Below are 15904 nucleotides of genomic sequence, written 5' to 3'. Positions count from 1 at the left end.
CAATCATTAAGATGTGACCAAGTGTCTACCTCGTAGACACTTTATAAAACTATGTCTATATTTATAGGAGTTTTTTTGAATGAATAATGAACTTACTGTGACATCTCAACATCGTAATCGAACCAAGGAGCACCTAAAAACCGCTCTGATTCAGCTCATTAAGAAAAAAGGATTCCATGGTGTTTCTGTCAAAGACATCGTTGATCAGGCGGGTTATAATCGCAGCACGTTTTATTTACACTACCAGGATAAATATATTCTCGCCGAAGAGTTGTTGACTATGACACTCGAAGGATTGAGGGGCGCAGTAGGCAAACCCTATTGGCACGGTCAAAAGGTTTCAACCAACAAGCTGGATGCCGAATCTTTTCAAATCGTGGATTATATCTACGAGCACCGTGACTTCTTCGAACTGATTCAATACGATGATACGTTACCCGGTCTACATACAGGCTTTCCACAAACCATACTCAAAATCTATCAGGAGCAATTTGTCTTTGAGACGATCAACAACTCCCCAGTTAATATGGATTATTTCAAATACTATACCGCCTACGGTTTTTTTGGACTGTTGAACAATTGGATATTAAGTGGATATCATGAATCACGCGAGGCATTTATCAAAAACGTAATTGAACTCACCAAAACGCATATTCACTCTTTTCATTATGTCGGTGACAAGTTTGAGGCGTGATCTCGAGTAAGTTGATTTGAACATCACGATGAATGATATGTCTGCCTTAGATAACAGGCCTGTAGCGATGGAGCAGATGCTCCTGATTACTCAGGGACATGCCCAGAATCTCTTCGATTTTATGCTACGCTGATACAAAGCATTGATATGAATATGAAGTGCTGCCGCAGCTTGGACTGCATAACCTCCACACGCCATATACGTCATCAGTGTTTCTTCTAACCCACCGGTCTGCCCTTTGCAGGCCGAAGTGAATACTTCTGCCATAAACGCATTCAAATCCTCAGCCGGTTGCCGGATAAACAACCGGTTAATACCGATATCCGTATATCGGATCGTCCCCTGTTCTCTTCTTGTCTTCTGGTATGCAAGCGCCTTGTCCGCTTCCTGGTATCCCGTCCACTCCTCAAACTCCAGCAGTCCCACCACGATGGAGGTTGAAGGAACGATTCCGATCTCCCCAGACTTCTGCCAATAATCCTCTGTAAAATCCACAAAGGCATGGTTACTCTTGCCTTGACCATTAACGCGTCGATCGCAGGGTCATACCTCCACAACACACCTAAGCACTCATAAGGGATAACCGTAAGCAGCCGTTCGGATGAGGTAGTGCAGGACATGCTGGAGGTTGGATCAGCCATGCCTGAATCTCTTCGCGAAACAGCAGCCGGCGGCCTCGCCCAGACACCAACAGGACGCAAAATCACAAGGAATTTACAGCATAAATAAAAACGGACCTGTCATTTATACGAGAGGAATGCAACCTCAAGATAAAAGCATGCCTAATAATAAAAGAGACCATGACACCAGCTGGACAATGTTTTCTAGCGGCCAAATAATTAATATTTCAGGGTTGCAGAGTGCTTTTTAATGCCTGTTTTATTAAATAAAGCAACTTCAAAATCAGATACCCATATAATTTTACCTAGATGTTTAGCATAGGCAAGTTCATCTGGTTGTTCTGATATGATCTTCTCTAAAAATATTTGCGTACCATCTCGTTGTAAAATAGTTAGGAATATATCCATGCTTTCTACATTATGATGGCAAATGACTTTAGCATAGTACTTCTTATTAGGGCTCTTCACATCCTTTTTCCAAGTCCATTCATTTACATAATCTAACTCCTCGATTTGCAAAGCTATCTCCCTAAATGGATCAACCTCCCAATTATTACGTAGAGCAAGTTTCTCTATGCCTTCCATTAGCAGGCGAAGCGTAGTCTTTTTTTTCTCCAGCTCATTTTTTGCGCTAAAGTCATTCAAACTAAATTGGATCGGTACCGAGCACACACCAGAATCGTTAACAATCCGTTCATCCGAAATGTTTTCTACACATTCTATTAGGACTTTCCAACAATCTTTCGTTTTGTATTTCCCCAACAGACGTTCATACATCGCTGTAATACAGCGAGTTTCCAAGCTAAAAGAGCGTCTTTGCCATTTCCAATTCAATGCATAATCTAATTTTGTTGCTTCGTTGCGATCGCAATTTTGCTCTTTCATTATAGATTCAATATTTTCATCATCTACAATATACGGTAAATCTAAATTGAATTCTTTTAGATACATCATCTGATCCTCTCCATGGTTTATAAATAAAAAATCTAAAAGGCATTTAGCCAATCAAGGCCTCATCCTCAGTCAGTTCATCATTAATTTCTATCCAAACTCGAAGCCCAATTTTTGAAGCAATTAAGCATCTCTTCTAAATTTTTTGCTCCCCCTGCACTCTGAAACACTCCATCTCTCACGATACAGTAGAACCAATCTTGTTCATTTCTCTCTTTTTCAATCGAATCAAATGGCACATCTTCTAAATATGTATCCGTCAAATCGATTTCGACAGACCAACCAGGATTATCCACCGTATCAATTCGCACACCGTATGAATGCTCCCAATCGCCGTCACAATTTTCATAATACCAGCTTTGAATCCATTTTAGGCTATCCATCGTCGTGACCTCTTTTTTTTGTTTTTTCGACTCTAGGAACTTATTCTTTAAAAGAATCCTCAAGCCATGTTTCATACTTTTCTCGTATGAATTACCTTTTAGTAATAATTTGCTTTTTTTATGTAGGGTATACTTAAAAGCAAGGGGAAAACTTTATTTCAAATCAAGGAGGTTATTATGAAAAAAATAATATTGTTTATCTTCATTAGTATGACTATACTTGCGGGCTGTTCTAACAAGGATGAGAAAGAGAATTATCCAGTTTTCGAGGGCACTGTAGTATTTAAAACAGATGAAAATGACAAGTACAAATTTCTTGTACTACAAAATATAAGTAAGGAAGATCTGGAGAATGGAAATCTTGAGGATTTTATAGAACTAGCACAAGACCAGGAAGCTTCGTATTATTTGGTCGATAGAGAAACATATGAAACAATTGAAACAGGCCAAAGAGTAAGAATCACTGCTGGCTTTGACCAACTAGAACCCTCGCCACCCATTAGAACGGTTGTGAGTATTAAAAAAATAGGCTGAGATCTTTCTATTGCCAAACGATAAAAAGTCCTTATCGTTTCAAGTGAACGTAAGGACTTTTTATCATTTTGGGTTCAAAAGTTCGGAGTTAAATTTCGCGCGGTTAAATCCGACGGGCCTCTATTTCCATCATTGTCCCAACCATATCAACTGATTTATGGAAGATGTGCCTTTATAAAATTAAAATCCGCTGATGATTTTTAATTTCACATGGATAAATATGTGATTTGGTCCTCTTTGGATTGTCCCCTGCTCCTTCCAAAAAGACCGTCACATGTTTTCCAATACACCAGCTGCATGCTTTGTTTCTTTATACATAAAGTAATCAAAATCGGCATGTTTTCGGGTTCCGCCAAGATCCTGCACACAAAGACCGATATAGGTTCCCGTAAACCGGATATACTCCGGAGATTCATCGGACAGATGTGTGATATCAATCCACCCGCCTGCTGTATTCCAGGATGAATCACTATTTAACGCATAACAAAAGCGGGCGCGATCTTGATCTACCACAGCCTTTAAACGGAGCGTGCTCACCGACTCTAGCGGAATATCCTCAAGCAGTTCGTCGTATACCCCGTATTTGGACTGAATAATCCCCAGGCAGAGCCCTCTCTCTTCATGATAAGTTACACGTAAGTAGAGATAGTCCTGGGTATCGTAGTACAAAATCAATCCGGCCATTTGCTGGGGATGGTCCGGCGCAAATTCCAGACACGTTTCGGCTTCACACTCCAAGGCCTGAAGTCTCCGTGCGATCATGCTTTGCCTGTGCGTTGAACTCATCGACTCCATGCCGTGCAAGCGCAAGTAACCAGGGCGTTCCGTCAAGCTGAGCCAAGTCGAATCGGGTGGAATGCGAAGTGTATTCCAATCCTGCCGAAGCTCAAATTGATCAAAGTGATCCATTTCAGCAATCGGTTCAAATGGATGTGACGGGATCTTCGGTGCAGACACCTGAACCTCCGGATATCGGTCACCGCTCGCAAGTCTCAGCCAGCCGTCCTCGCTCCACGTACACGGCTGAAGTGCGGTCTCACGTCCAAGAATGCAATATTTGTGATGAACGGGTCGTCCAACCAGATGAGCCATGTACCATTCGCCGGTATGCGTTTCGACTAGACTGCCGTGGCCTGCCTTTTGCAGAGCTAAATCCGGTCTGCCGTATGAAGTGAGGATCGGATTGGCAGGATCAACCTCGTAAGGGCCTTGTAACGTACGTGAACGTGCTACGGTAACAACATGCTCATAACCGGTTCCACCTTCAGCCGTAATGAGATAATAATAGCCCTTGTGTTTGTACAGATGTGGTGCTTCGGTCAGTCCTAATGCTGTTCCCTTAAATATGTTCACCGCAGGGCCAACCAGCTTTTGCTCCTGAACCGAATATTCCTGAAGAACGATGCCTGAAAACCGGTTGTTGCCCTTACGGTGATCCCAGATCATATTGACCAGCCATTTGCGTCCGTCTTCATCATGAAACAGGGAAGGATCAAAACCGCTGCTGTTCAGATACACCGGATCGGACCAAGGGCCCTCGATATCCGTTGCTGTCACAAGGTAATTGTGGGTATCTTTAAAAGCGCCTACCCGGCTTTTGACATCGGTGTAAATCAGGTAAAACACACCGTTGTCGTAACTAAGACAGGGTGCCCATACGCCTCCGGAATTAATGTTGCCCTCCATATTCAACTGCGTTACACGAGTCAGCGGAGAAGCAATTGGCCGCCAATGAACCAGATCCCGGGAATGGTGAATCCGTACACCAGGGAACCATTCAAAGGTGGAAGTAGCGATATAATAATCCTCCGCTGCTCGGCATATGGACGGATCGGGATGGAAACCGGGAAGGATGGGATTGGTGATCATTTTCTGGATCTTATTCATGGAAGAAACCTCCGGTATGAAAGTAATGATCTGTACAACACAGATACACAAAAGATGGATATCAGTACCAGCCCAACGCTTTTTTGCCGGCTTCCAGGGCGGTCACGATCCGCTCGACATCATATACATTCCCTCTCCAAGTCCCACCGCTGACCGATTGCAATGCAGCCCAGAGCTTTGTATCATCCGGCAAAGCTTCATCAGGCCTCATATCCGGATGGAAGGACCTTTGTGCCAATATGAGAGCACCTTCTTCCGGCGAAAACGCCAGCTCTCCTTCTCCGACAAAGTTAATGCTGCCCTCCAGCGTGTTACGATCAACCGCAATGTCAATCAGGTCTCCGTTCCGCAGTTTGCCAATCGGTCCGCCTGCCAGCGCTTCGGGCCCAACATGACCAATACACGCTCCGGTGGAAACACCGGAGAACCTGGCATCCGTAATCAGTGACACGTATTTGCCAAAAGGCAAATGTTTAAGCGCAGATGTAAGCTGGTACGTCTCCTCCATCCCGGTTCCTGACGGACCTCTCCCGAGAAGCACAACAACGTCGCCAGCCAGAATACCTCCGGTCTTAATCGCATGGATTGCCTCACGTTCGGTGGTAAACACCTTTGCTCTGCCACGATGACGGTATACGCCATGCTCATCCAGCACAGCGGGATCAATAGAGGTGGATTTGATGACAGAACCTTCTGGAGCGATATTTCCGGTGGGAAATGTTACAGTCGAAGAGATTCCAAGCCGCTGAGCGTGTTCTACACTCATGATGACACTGTCCGGATCAATGCCGTCCTGCTCTTTTAACTGCTTCCGCATGAGATGACGGCGTTCCGACGATTCCCACCAGTCCAGTACCTGACCCAATGAAGTACCTGTAACCGTTGGTACAGACTCATCCAACAGACCAAGCTGTCTGAGGTGGAGCATGACCTCCGGTACACCTCCGGCCTGAAAGACACGTATGGTCGGATAAAAGATCGGTCCGTTTGGCAGGGCACTAACCAGCCTTGGAACATTTTTGTTAACCTGTATCCAGTCCTGTACCGTGGGTACGGTTAAACCGGCGGCATGGGCAATCGCTGGTATGTGAAGAAGCAGATTGGTCGATCCGCCAAACGCGGCATGAACGGTCATCGCATTGCGAATGGATGCATCGGTGACAATGTCTGCCATCCTCATCCCCTGTGACTCCATATGGATGAGTGCACGTGACGATTGGCGTGCCATTTCAAACCAGATGGGCTGCCCGGAAGGTGCAAGCGCGGCATGTGGCACTGTCATACCCAGTGCCTCTGCTACAACCTGGGCCGTAGCCGCGGTACCTAGAAACTGACAGCCTCCTCCCGGTGTAGCACAAGCTCGACATCCTAAATCGGACGCCATTTCCAGAGAAAGTTCCCCGTTGACGTACCGTGCACCGATGGTCTGAATTTTACCGGCATCCTCTCCATCGGTAGGCGGAAGTGTGACGCCACCGGGAACGATTACACCAGGCAATTGCGGCATGCCGGCAAGTGCGAGCATCATCGCTGGAAGACCTTTGTCACAAGTGGCGACACCAAGCACGCCTTTACGAGTTGGCAGCGAGCGAATCAGTCTGCGAAATACCATAGCGGCATCGTTCCGGTACGGAAGCGAGTCAAACATGCCGGTCGTCCCCTGTGATCTGCCGTCACACGGATCGCTGACATATCCGGCAAACGGGATTCCTCCACGGCTTGACAGTTCTTCTGCGGCAGCTTTCATCAGCAGGCCGACCTCCCAATGGCCGGTATGGTAACCGAGTGCTGCCGGGCTGCCGTCCTCATTGCGTATGCCACCTTGTGTACTTAAGATCAAAAATTGTTTTCCGTTCAAATCCCCGGGCTTCCAGCCCATTCCAACATTCTGGGACATGCCAAACAAGTCGCCGCTTGGAGCATTCCGCAGCAAATCATCCGTTAGAGGCAGACGTCCTGCAGCCCCTGGAGCATGGGCTATGATATCGAAGCAGTTGGATGCGGTCTCTCCCATAATCGACGTAATCTGTTCGTACATGGTAGCCTCCCACAGTTTATGACTTTACAAAGACCGTTTTGATGGCCGTGAAAAACTCGATAGCCGCTTGCCCCTGTTCTCTGGAATGTGAACTTGACATCTTCATTCCGCCGAACGGAGCCTGCAGCTCTACGCCGGCCGTTTCTGCATTAATTCTGACGAGTCCTGCATCCATGTTCCGGATGAAAGACAACATGGCTCCGACGTTCTGTGTATAGATGGAAGCACTCAAGCCATAATCGCTATCATTAGCCGCTTCGATCGCTTCCTCCAGGGAATCTACCGCAATCAAGGCCAGGACCGGGCCAAAGATTTCTTCCCGGGCGATGGACATATGGGATTCGACCCCTTCAAATACGGTAGGCTGCACATAGAATCCCTCTTCCAGTCCCGGACCGTCCCCTCTTTTTCCGCCAGCGAGCAGAACAGCACCTTCATCCTGGCCTTTTTGAATATAACTCAGCACGGTATTGAGCTGTCCTTCGCTTGCACATGGACCCATCCAGCTTCCAGAAGACATGCCGTCACCCAGCCGGATTTCCTGGATTTGCGATAGCAGCTTTTCTTTGAAGGCATCGTATACTTTTCGTTCAATAATGACCTTGCTGGTGGCCGTACATTTTTGCCCAGTCGATTTCAACCCACCGCTGATCGTGGCTTCCACAGCCAAATCCAGGTCAGCGTCAGCCGCGATAATAATCGGGTTTTTCCCACCCATTTCAAGTTGATACTTGGCCCCACGTGCCAGTGCTGCGCCGCCGACCCGTTTGCCCACTTCATTGGAGCCTGTGAACGTTATTCCGCCCACATCCGGATGCTCAGCAAGTGCAGATCCAATCACTGATCCTCTGCCGCATACCAGATTAAGCACGCCTGCCGGAATGCCCGCCTCTTCGAAACACTCCATTACTTTAGCTGCGGTGACTGCAGTTTCCTGAGCTGGCTTCAACACAACCGTATTGCCGTAGATCAAGGCCGGAGCCGTTTTCCAGATCGGAATGGCAACCGGGAAATTCCAAGGAGCAATAACTCCTACAACGCCAAGGGGTACGCGGGTCGTAAACATCAGCGCTTCGCTATCCGTTGATGGAATGACATCACCGGTTTTTCGCATGCCTTCTCCGGCGTAATACCTTAAGATCGCGACACCGCGCAGTGTCTCTCCTTTGGCTTCTGGGAGTGTTTTGCCCATTTCCCTGGTCATTGCCTCTGCAACTTCATCGGCCCGGCGTTCCAGCACATTGGCTGCTTGAAATAGATAGTTGCCGCGTTCCGCACCCGATAACCTCCGCCATTCTTTTGCTGCTTGCTTCGCCGCTGCGACAGCCCGATTCAGATCCTCTACGCCGGAGGTGGGTACGTAACCAACTACCTCCTTCCGATTCGCCGGATTGATGCTCGGTTCGGTTTCCCCGGATGTCGCCTTTACCCATTCTCCGTTAATGTAATTGCTGTATGTCTGCTCTACCTGAAATGTGGTCATCGCATTCATCCTCCTTGTACATTAGTTTGAAATGACTGGATTAATAAGTGTCCCGATATCGCTAATGGATATTTCAATGCGGTCCCCGGGTGCAAGTGTAAAATCATTAGGTGGCACGATGCTAGTGCCTGTCAATAACACCGTACCGTCAAACAGATCGTTATCTCTGGCCAGAAAAGAAACCAGTTCATCGAGTTTTCGGTTTAACTCACTTGTGCTTGCCTCGCTTTTTACAACGATTTCATTTTCGCGATATATTTCGCAGACGATGCTGAACGCATATGGATTCTGCACCGTTTCCGCTAGACGAATGGATGGACCTATCGAGCAGGAATTGCGCCACATTTTTGCTTGCGGCAGATACAGCGGGTTTTCCCCTTCAATATCGCGGCAGCTCATGTCATTGCCAACGATGTATCCCACAATGCTGCCATCCGCGGCAAGCACCAACCCCAGCTCAGGCTCCGGGATCTGCCAATTGGAATCGCTGCGAAGTGTGACAGCCTCCTTGGGCCCGACGGTGCGGGCTGCTGTAGATTTAAAAAAGATCTCCGGTCTTTCGGCATCATAAACTTTATCGTAAAAGGTTTTTGCATCCAGCTTGCCTTCGGTTGCTTCATAATTTCGCGCTTCGCGGCTGCGTTGATAAGTTACACCCGCCGCCCATACTTCCGGAGCTTCCAATGGAGTGATCAGATGCAAGGAAGTCCAATCGTCAGTTAACTTGTTCAATGGTTTAAGAGCGCTTTCAACAAGTTGAACTGGAGAAATTCCCTGCTTTCTTGCTTGATAGATCAAAGTCATAAAATCTGCTTGTGGCAAACGATACGCTTGTTCATCATCCGTAACGGCTGCCAGCCACTTCTGTTGTCCGTCCAGAAATCGAATAATTCTCATTCAAGCTTGCCTCCATTTTTCCCCATCGGGTTGATAATACTACCATAGCACCGGCTATGGTTCATGACGATGTTCTAATCACTCCGACGATTTACCCTTTTCACGCATTTTTTTTCTGTTAAGATGAGGTTATATCCGTTGAACTGAAAATAATTTACGAGGACACTCCGATGACAGGATGTTGGAATATAGAATCGTACAAGGGGGTTGGTTTGCTGTGACCAAGCTTTCGGATGCTGTGTATTTAGGTCGTCTACCCGATGTTCGCATGTCTTTTCAATTATTGGGGCTGCATGCAAGAAAAGTTGATTCCAGATGGACTTATCCGTCTCATGAACATTCCATGTATGAAGTTCACTGGATGATGGACGGGCAGATGAACATGGTTGTCAACGGGCAGTCTTATCGTCAGTCGGTTGGCGACCTTCTGTTCATCCGGCCGGGTATGACCCACTCTTGCACCGGAGCCGGACCGGAGGGGTTCACTTATTTTTCCGTGCATTTCAGCATACACGATACATCCTTTTGCAGAGAACTTAACCGTTGCAAAGACATCTATTATCCGGCAAATTCGAATTTGGCTCTGGGGCTCTCCCCTTCCCTGTCTACCTTGTATGGTCTGGCCACAGAGCATTTGTCTAGCTCGCTAACTTCCTCCAAACAAATGAAGGTACATGCCGCCGTGTTTGAACTGCTCGGTTCCCTGGTCGGCCAGTTATCTCAAAATGCATCCATTACCTTATCTAGAAAAGAAGCCATCGCTCATCAAATTGCCGAGCACATTGAGGATTCGGTAAGATATATCCATCTTCATGGGGAAATACAGGAAAGCGAGCGAACCTGGATCCAGGATATTGCCAAGTCGCTGAACATTAGCCCGTCACAGGTCAATCGAATTTTTCGCCAGGTATACGGTAGAGCCCCACGCAAGTTTTTATCCGAAACCCTTTTGAACGAAGCCCAGCGGCTGTTAAAGCAAACAGACCTGAACATTGATCATATTGCGATGATGCTGGGGTATAAGACCAATGCGCATTTCAGCCGCCAGTTCAAGCGGTGGACAGGCATCGCGCCAAGTGAATTTCGCAGCCATTCCCAGTAGACTGCGGTAGCCGATCATCCTGATGGTTCATACCGCTGAGCTTTTATTTCTATAAAAGGTAATAATGTTGGGCTGGTCCATGGCGTCTAGCATATTACCGTCAAGATTTACCGCGGCGACGAAGTTGTTGTAAAAGATTTTTTAATTTCGAACAAAAAAGCCGCCAAGTTGGCGGCTATTTCTGCGACTATTTTGTTATTACTTGGCACAGCAATGTTGATGATTCTCCCCGCCCTTTAGAGTCGTGCGAAGGTGATGTAATCGACTTGGACAGGCTCCGCCGATTCGGTTCGAAGTGCCCGGTTAATCTGTCCCCGGTGATACTGCCCATGTAAGATGACTTGCGAGAGAATGTCCCGGATGGAAGTTCGGAACGGAACCCCGCTCTGGTTTGCATAATCAATGATCTCATCCAATTTGAATTCCTCGAGCCCGTCCATATAGACGCGATATTGCTCGATGTTTTCTTCGAACATCTCCCGGATCGCCGTCAAGTCTTCCGTTTCTTCCCACAATGAATATTGTGCGCTACCCTTGCCTTGCAATCGGGACAGCCATACGCGTTCCGCAACCGCAACATGTCGAACCAGCTTCAGAAGCTCCTTGTTCTCTGTCTTTGACTCCTCGAGCGCGTCTAAAATACGTTCGTCTGCCCAGTACAGATGGTCCATCATGCGCTTGATCGTATTCATTTCGCTTTCCCCCTTATCGTCTCACTGTCACTACACGACTTGTCATCATGCTCCGATAGACTTTAGAGTTTGAAGCCTCAGTTTCCGTCATTTGAACTCGGAATAAGGAATAATAAACTCTGGCATTCCTTCAGCGTAGGAAGTATATTCATATTCTGTGAAATAGATAACGATACCATCATGGCTCAGGTAATAATCTCGATCAGCTTCGATCGTCTTAAATGGAATGGACAACTCCAATCCGCGATGATTGATGTGATCTGTGATTTGGCTGTTAATGATAGAGACATAATCGGCGTTACCTGCTGCTTCCTTCAACGAAATCGGATCACCTGTTACGAGATCGAACGTGTAAGGAATCCTCGTCGTCATTCCGTGCGCTCCCCCCATATAAAGATCATAATCCACATATAGGCTCAATTTTCCATTCTCGTTATACATAACTGTAAATCTGCCATCGAGGCTCGGTTGCCGAATTTCAGCCTTTGGATTTTTGATTAGTAATTGATTATTCGCTTTTACGACTGTATCCATTTCCTTCGATCCCGCCGCAATGTGCTTGTCGGTCTCCTGCTTCAAAAAGGCGTTGATCTTGTCCTGTACTTTCTCTCTTGCATAGCCCTTAATTACCGGATAGTAGACGAGCAATGATTTGCCATCTCCGTCGGCACCGATCTCTTCCGCTTGAACCTGCAAGTCATTTTCCTTAATCGATTGAATACCGACCTGCTTTGTATTATTCTGATATGAAATTACATAGCCCATCCGCTCCAGTAGGAAGCGAAGTGGCAAATAAGTTGTATTGTCCTGGAGAATGACTTGAGGTCCAAAGACCGGTTGTCCGTTCAATTGAATAGTATTGTTAGAGAGATTAATTTTAAGCGATCGTCCATTTCCCGACACTTCAACGAGTTGTTTAGTCTTATTGAAATTGGTGGTTAACCCTAGGGCTGTATTTAGGTTCCTAAGAGCAATATAGGTCGATCCGTTTTTATTAATCGTACCAATGTTTGATTTCTTTCCTTCAATGCTGAACGGTTGTGCGGTAACTTTATATTTGGAAACGGAAGCTGCAGCGGCTACCGGTTGGCCTTCGGACATGATGTATGCCAGGGGCGATGCCAGTAATGCTGTCATAATTGCACTTACAATTAACTTATTTCTCTTCTTGTTTCTATTCATTTTTTTTCTTACATCCTTTCTGGATTCAAGTTCATTGCCTTCTAGCTTTTAAACGCAGTTTTTAACTAAAAGGTTTCAAATCAACATGGGACGTGATTGTCAGTACTGTGATATTCTTAATGTTACGAGGAAGAACAGTGAAACTGCAGGAGGTTAGACATCCATGAAATCCAAACGAGCAATAATCGATCGAAGAAACGCCGAGCGTCGGGTTCGCCGGGAACAGAAAATCAATCCACCCGGTCCTTTCTTCAAGCTGTTCGACTGGATGTGGAAGATTATATTTATCTTGTTCCTGTCATCTCTTTCTGTTGTTGCCTTCTGCCATTGGTTTTTGCGCTCGGGTTCTGGTCCGGGAGGATCAAATCTCATCGCTTTCACTGCTGAACGAATGGCTACTTTAATGCTTTTTATAATGCTGGCTACTGCCTGCATAGTCGGTATACGAGCTATGATTAAATCTAAAGACAACTCATCGAGCAGAGATTCCAAACATCCGAACGGAAAACGTCTGATCATAATGAAAATCGTTGTTTTTCTGTTTTTTGTAATCGTTATGGTCATTTCAATCATTATCTGCTGGGCGCAGCTGAAAGTTTTATTGAAGATTGGAAAACGATTGTTATTGTCTTTAGGTTGATCGGGATGGCCCTTTATTTTAACAGGATTATCAGCGAATAAACAGTTTCATCAAATTTATATAAATTGGGTTGATCATGTAGCCATTCGGGCTTATGGAATATCTCTTACCTGTGTCCAACCGTCGTATATGTTCCTATATCGAGATACGTTACGTTCAGCTTCCGGAGTCCAGCCTGTAAAAGTTGAGAGTCCCTTCTTTACGCACACTTATAATTTGCGATTCTTTTAATATTTTGATGATGGGATACGGTCGGACGGGATAAGTGTGTTTTCATCCTGATCTCGCCTACGCGCATGCCGGTTTTTTGCGGTGCTTCGCGGCTTTAATTGTTGTTTGCCCACGTGTTTAAGGTGCTTACATATGCTGTAGACCCCAGTCTTGTAATCTATATGGAGAACTTCTTGAATCCGGGTCTCATCCATAATGGGATGCTTTTCTACCCAGTGCCAGCGGATAAACCGATCCCATGGATCAGCTCCGAGGATGCAGCACAATATCATGTTTATGCGTTAAACCATCCTGAGATGGCAGTATTTTTCAGGGAATGTACGACTTGTACATTCCCTCTTTCTAATTAGGACTTCAACGCCAGATAGATGTTTACTTAACCAGTCCACCTACCTATTCACCAGTAACCATAGGGTTTTCAGTCCTACTGCTCATCCTTCTGAATAGAAGTATGGCAAGAAGTAAAGCAATTCCTACAGCTCCAAAACCCAACCAATTCAAATACATGACAGATGTACGACTGATTACAATCCCACCTAATCCAGATCCCAGTGCAAAACCAAATTGGATAAACGACGTATTTACGCTAAGGGCAATGTCCGGATTACGAGGGGCCAGTGTAACCAGATATAGTTGCTGGGCCGGAGATATACTCCACGTTGCTAACATAAAAATCATTATAACCAAGATTAACATGATAAGATTAACTCCAGCTAGAGCAAACAAAAGAAGAGTTACGCCTTGTAACAGAAGGCCTAGACAAATTGTAAACTTTGATCCCTTTGCATCTGCCAATTGTCCGCCCACTTTTGATCCGACAAAGCTGCAAATTCCCGCGAGAAACAGAACACCGCTTATCTCGGTCATGGAAAGAGAAGACGTAGCTTGTAAGAAAGGCGTAATATACGTGAACAGTGTTGAATAACCGCCGATATACAATAATGTAATAAGCAAGGCAGTCAGAATGAGCGGATTTTTCAAAATGGAGAGCTGCATTCTGAGTGTGATCTTTTCTTCCTCTTTGATTGCCGGAACCTTTTTGTAGATAATAAGTAATGGAAGAACACTTAACAATCCAATGAATACAAATAGAACTCTCCATCCAAACATTTCACTAAAAAATGTGCCCAATGGGACACCGAGTACTAGCGAACTGCTTAGCCCCATCAAAATGATGCCGATGGCATTGCCCCTTTTTTCCTTTTCAACCAGTCGTGTCGATACGGCCATCGCTACTACGGTAGCCACTCCTCCGCTAGCCCCTTGAATAATTCGCACCCATAGTAAAGTTTCATAAGAAAGGTCAACAAGCATAAGTCCGTTGCTGGCAATAAACACGCTGAGGGCGGCCAACAGCAACTTCTTGCGATCCATATTTATTGTAATTGCAATGAGAATCGGAGCGATAACGGCCGCTGCCAGAGCGAATACAGTCACCAGTAAACCCACTTCGGAAGTAGATACGCTCAAGTCGGAGGCGATCATTTTTATGACTCCTGTAATAATGTATTCAAGGGTTCCGATCAGAAAAACAGCCAATGCCAAGATATATATAATCCATTTATTTTTCACTTTAATCCACTCCGTCTTCTACAGTTATCTATTTAGTATGGGGATTTGTATTTCTATCAATTGTGCATCTTGTTCTTGAGATAAGGGTAAGTACAGTTCCCTACCAGACTCGTTTTCCTTGATCTGATAGTTATTCTTCTCAATCCATGTAGCTAGATGAACACAGGCTTTACAGGCAAAGGTGGCGTTGGAACGATAAGCTATGGTGGCCATCATGGGCTCAGCAGGAAGAGTCCGCAGTTGAAATGGGTCGGGAGCTGATCGCAGCTCACAGGTTAAGAAATAACCTATTTCAAACTCGAACGCTTCCTCTTGTCCTGCGATTTCTTTCCACAAAACAACCTGTGGTCCATGGATCAGTTGGCGCATTCCTTTTGTTAATGACTGATCAAACTGACGAAATAAACTCGGGATCTCCTCTTCCCTCCCGCACCCTGTCTGAAAAAGAAACTGCCGAGCACCTTCCTCTTTGATTCGGATTTCTTGCCCGGTTTCAATGTGCCCCTCTTCCTCTAGAAGCTGCATGCGTTCCTCAATTCGGACGAGTTTGGCTTGTTCCGTATCGATAATCTGCTGAATTTCGCTTCTTTTTAGCTTAAACATGCCTTGAATATTCTCCAATGTAATATGTTCCTGTAACAGCTGTGTGATTTGTGGCAATGTGAACCCCAATTCTTTATAAATGAAGATTCGGTTGAGCTCGAGAAGCTGATCTGCGGAATAGTAACGGTAACCCGTATCGTGATCTACCTTTCTCGGCTTAAGTATGCCAATCTGGTCATAATAACGCAGTGTTTTTAATGAGACCCTGCTTAGTCTGGAAAACGCACTGATTTTGAACAACATATCATCTCCAATCTTTTAACATAATGCGAGTATATAGTTTCCCGTATAGGGGAAAGTCGAGGGTGTATATGCTTCTCATTTGCCTAGCTAAAATCAAATACCGTCCTTGTCATCACTCTATGTTGGTGTTATGGGTAAGTCAAAGAACCGTT

15 protein-coding genes and 1 pseudogene are annotated in these 15904 nt (G+C 45.6%); 5 read left to right on the top strand and 11 right to left on the bottom strand.

Features of this window, described 5'->3' with window-relative positions; translation table 11 throughout:
- The first annotated feature begins 79 nt into the window (after positions 1 to 79).
- Entirely contained in the window at positions 80 to 694 is a 615-nt protein-coding gene (locus tag MKY92_RS15855; protein ID WP_339296840.1) for a TetR/AcrR family transcriptional regulator, read from the top strand.
- Between the two features lie 90 nt (positions 695 to 784).
- Here the strand turns inward: MKY92_RS15855 and MKY92_RS15850 are convergent, their stop codons facing one another.
- Positions 785 to 1189 (bottom strand): helix-turn-helix domain-containing protein, encoded by a 405-nt coding sequence (locus MKY92_RS15850; protein ID WP_339296839.1) that lies wholly within the window; start codon positions 1187 to 1189, stop codon positions 785 to 787.
- Positions 1190 to 1291: 102 nt separating this feature from the next.
- Between MKY92_RS15850 and MKY92_RS15845 the strand changes: the two are divergent.
- A pseudogene (locus MKY92_RS15845) lies at positions 1292 to 1423 on the top strand (L-serine ammonia-lyase, iron-sulfur-dependent, subunit alpha); the annotation flags it as partial.
- A gap of 110 nt (positions 1424 to 1533) precedes the next feature.
- Here the strand turns inward: MKY92_RS15845 and MKY92_RS15840 are convergent.
- On the bottom strand, positions 1534 to 2319 hold the full coding sequence (locus MKY92_RS15840) for a hypothetical protein (RefSeq protein WP_339296838.1): 786 nt from the start codon (positions 2317 to 2319) through the stop codon (positions 1534 to 1536).
- Positions 2320 to 2348: 29 nt separating this feature from the next.
- Positions 2349 to 2648 carry an immunity 53 family protein gene (locus MKY92_RS15835; protein WP_339296837.1) on the bottom strand — a complete coding sequence of 100 codons (300 nt, stop codon included), beginning with the start codon at positions 2646 to 2648 and terminating at the stop codon, positions 2349 to 2351.
- A 177-nt stretch (positions 2649 to 2825) separates the two neighbouring features.
- On the opposite strand from MKY92_RS15835, the gene MKY92_RS15830 reads away from it, so the two are divergent.
- The gene (locus tag MKY92_RS15830; protein WP_339296836.1) at positions 2826 to 3182 is read left to right on the top strand and encodes a DUF3221 domain-containing protein; all 357 of its coding nucleotides are present in this window, start codon (positions 2826 to 2828) and stop codon (positions 3180 to 3182) included.
- 270 nt (positions 3183 to 3452) lie between these two features.
- Here MKY92_RS15830 and MKY92_RS15825 read toward each other — a convergent pair whose 3' ends face one another.
- The 4 genes from MKY92_RS15825 to MKY92_RS15810 form a co-directional block, all read right to left on the bottom strand.
- A complete protein-coding gene (locus tag MKY92_RS15825; protein ID WP_339296835.1) occupies positions 3453 to 5069 on the bottom strand; it encodes a glycoside hydrolase family 43 protein in 1617 nt (538 codons plus the stop codon).
- Between the two features lie 61 nt (positions 5070 to 5130).
- Positions 5131 to 7107 carry a YjhG/YagF family D-xylonate dehydratase gene (locus MKY92_RS15820; protein WP_339296834.1) on the bottom strand — a complete coding sequence of 659 codons (1977 nt, stop codon included), beginning with the start codon at positions 7105 to 7107 and terminating at the stop codon, positions 5131 to 5133.
- Positions 7108 to 7123: 16 nt separating this feature from the next.
- Positions 7124 to 8590 (bottom strand): alpha-ketoglutaric semialdehyde dehydrogenase GucD, encoded by a 1467-nt coding sequence (gene gucD / locus MKY92_RS15815; protein WP_339296833.1) that lies wholly within the window; start codon positions 8588 to 8590, stop codon positions 7124 to 7126.
- A gap of 21 nt (positions 8591 to 8611) precedes the next feature.
- Positions 8612 to 9487 (bottom strand): fumarylacetoacetate hydrolase family protein, encoded by an 876-nt coding sequence (locus MKY92_RS15810; RefSeq protein ID WP_339296832.1) that lies wholly within the window; start codon positions 9485 to 9487, stop codon positions 8612 to 8614.
- 217 nt (positions 9488 to 9704) lie between these two features.
- Here MKY92_RS15810 and MKY92_RS15805 point away from each other — a divergent pair, with 217 nt between their 5' ends.
- On the top strand, positions 9705 to 10589 hold the full coding sequence (locus tag MKY92_RS15805) for an AraC family transcriptional regulator (RefSeq protein WP_339296831.1): 885 nt from the start codon (positions 9705 to 9707) through the stop codon (positions 10587 to 10589).
- A 236-nt stretch (positions 10590 to 10825) separates the two neighbouring features.
- Here the strand turns inward: MKY92_RS15805 and MKY92_RS15800 are convergent, their stop codons facing one another.
- Together MKY92_RS15800 and MKY92_RS15795 are read right to left on the bottom strand one after the other, a co-directional pair.
- Positions 10826 to 11281 (bottom strand): DinB family protein, encoded by a 456-nt coding sequence (locus tag MKY92_RS15800; RefSeq protein ID WP_339296830.1) that lies wholly within the window; start codon positions 11279 to 11281, stop codon positions 10826 to 10828.
- 87 nt (positions 11282 to 11368) lie between these two features.
- The gene (locus MKY92_RS15795) at positions 11369 to 12463 is read right to left on the bottom strand and encodes a stalk domain-containing protein (RefSeq protein WP_339296829.1); all 1095 of its coding nucleotides are present in this window, start codon (positions 12461 to 12463) and stop codon (positions 11369 to 11371) included.
- Between the two features lie 163 nt (positions 12464 to 12626).
- On the opposite strand from MKY92_RS15795, the gene MKY92_RS15790 reads away from it, so the two are divergent.
- On the top strand, positions 12627 to 13103 hold the full coding sequence (locus MKY92_RS15790) for a hypothetical protein (RefSeq protein WP_339296828.1): 477 nt from the start codon (positions 12627 to 12629) through the stop codon (positions 13101 to 13103).
- A 624-nt stretch (positions 13104 to 13727) separates the two neighbouring features.
- Here the strand turns inward: MKY92_RS15790 and MKY92_RS15785 are convergent.
- On the bottom strand, positions 13728 to 14906 hold the full coding sequence (locus MKY92_RS15785) for an MFS transporter (protein ID WP_339296827.1): 1179 nt from the start codon (positions 14904 to 14906) through the stop codon (positions 13728 to 13730).
- Between the two features lie 24 nt (positions 14907 to 14930).
- On the bottom strand, positions 14931 to 15749 hold the full coding sequence (locus MKY92_RS15780; protein WP_339301807.1) for a helix-turn-helix domain-containing protein: 819 nt from the start codon (positions 15747 to 15749) through the stop codon (positions 14931 to 14933).
- Positions 15750 to 15904 lie beyond the last annotated feature (155 nt).

The organism is Paenibacillus sp. FSL R5-0623 (assembly GCF_037974265.1).
In the GTDB taxonomy this organism is placed as follows: Bacteria; Bacillota; Bacilli; order Paenibacillales; family Paenibacillaceae; genus Paenibacillus.
Note: the sequence above shows the minus strand (reverse complement) of the source record. Positions and strands in the feature narration are given on the sequence as shown.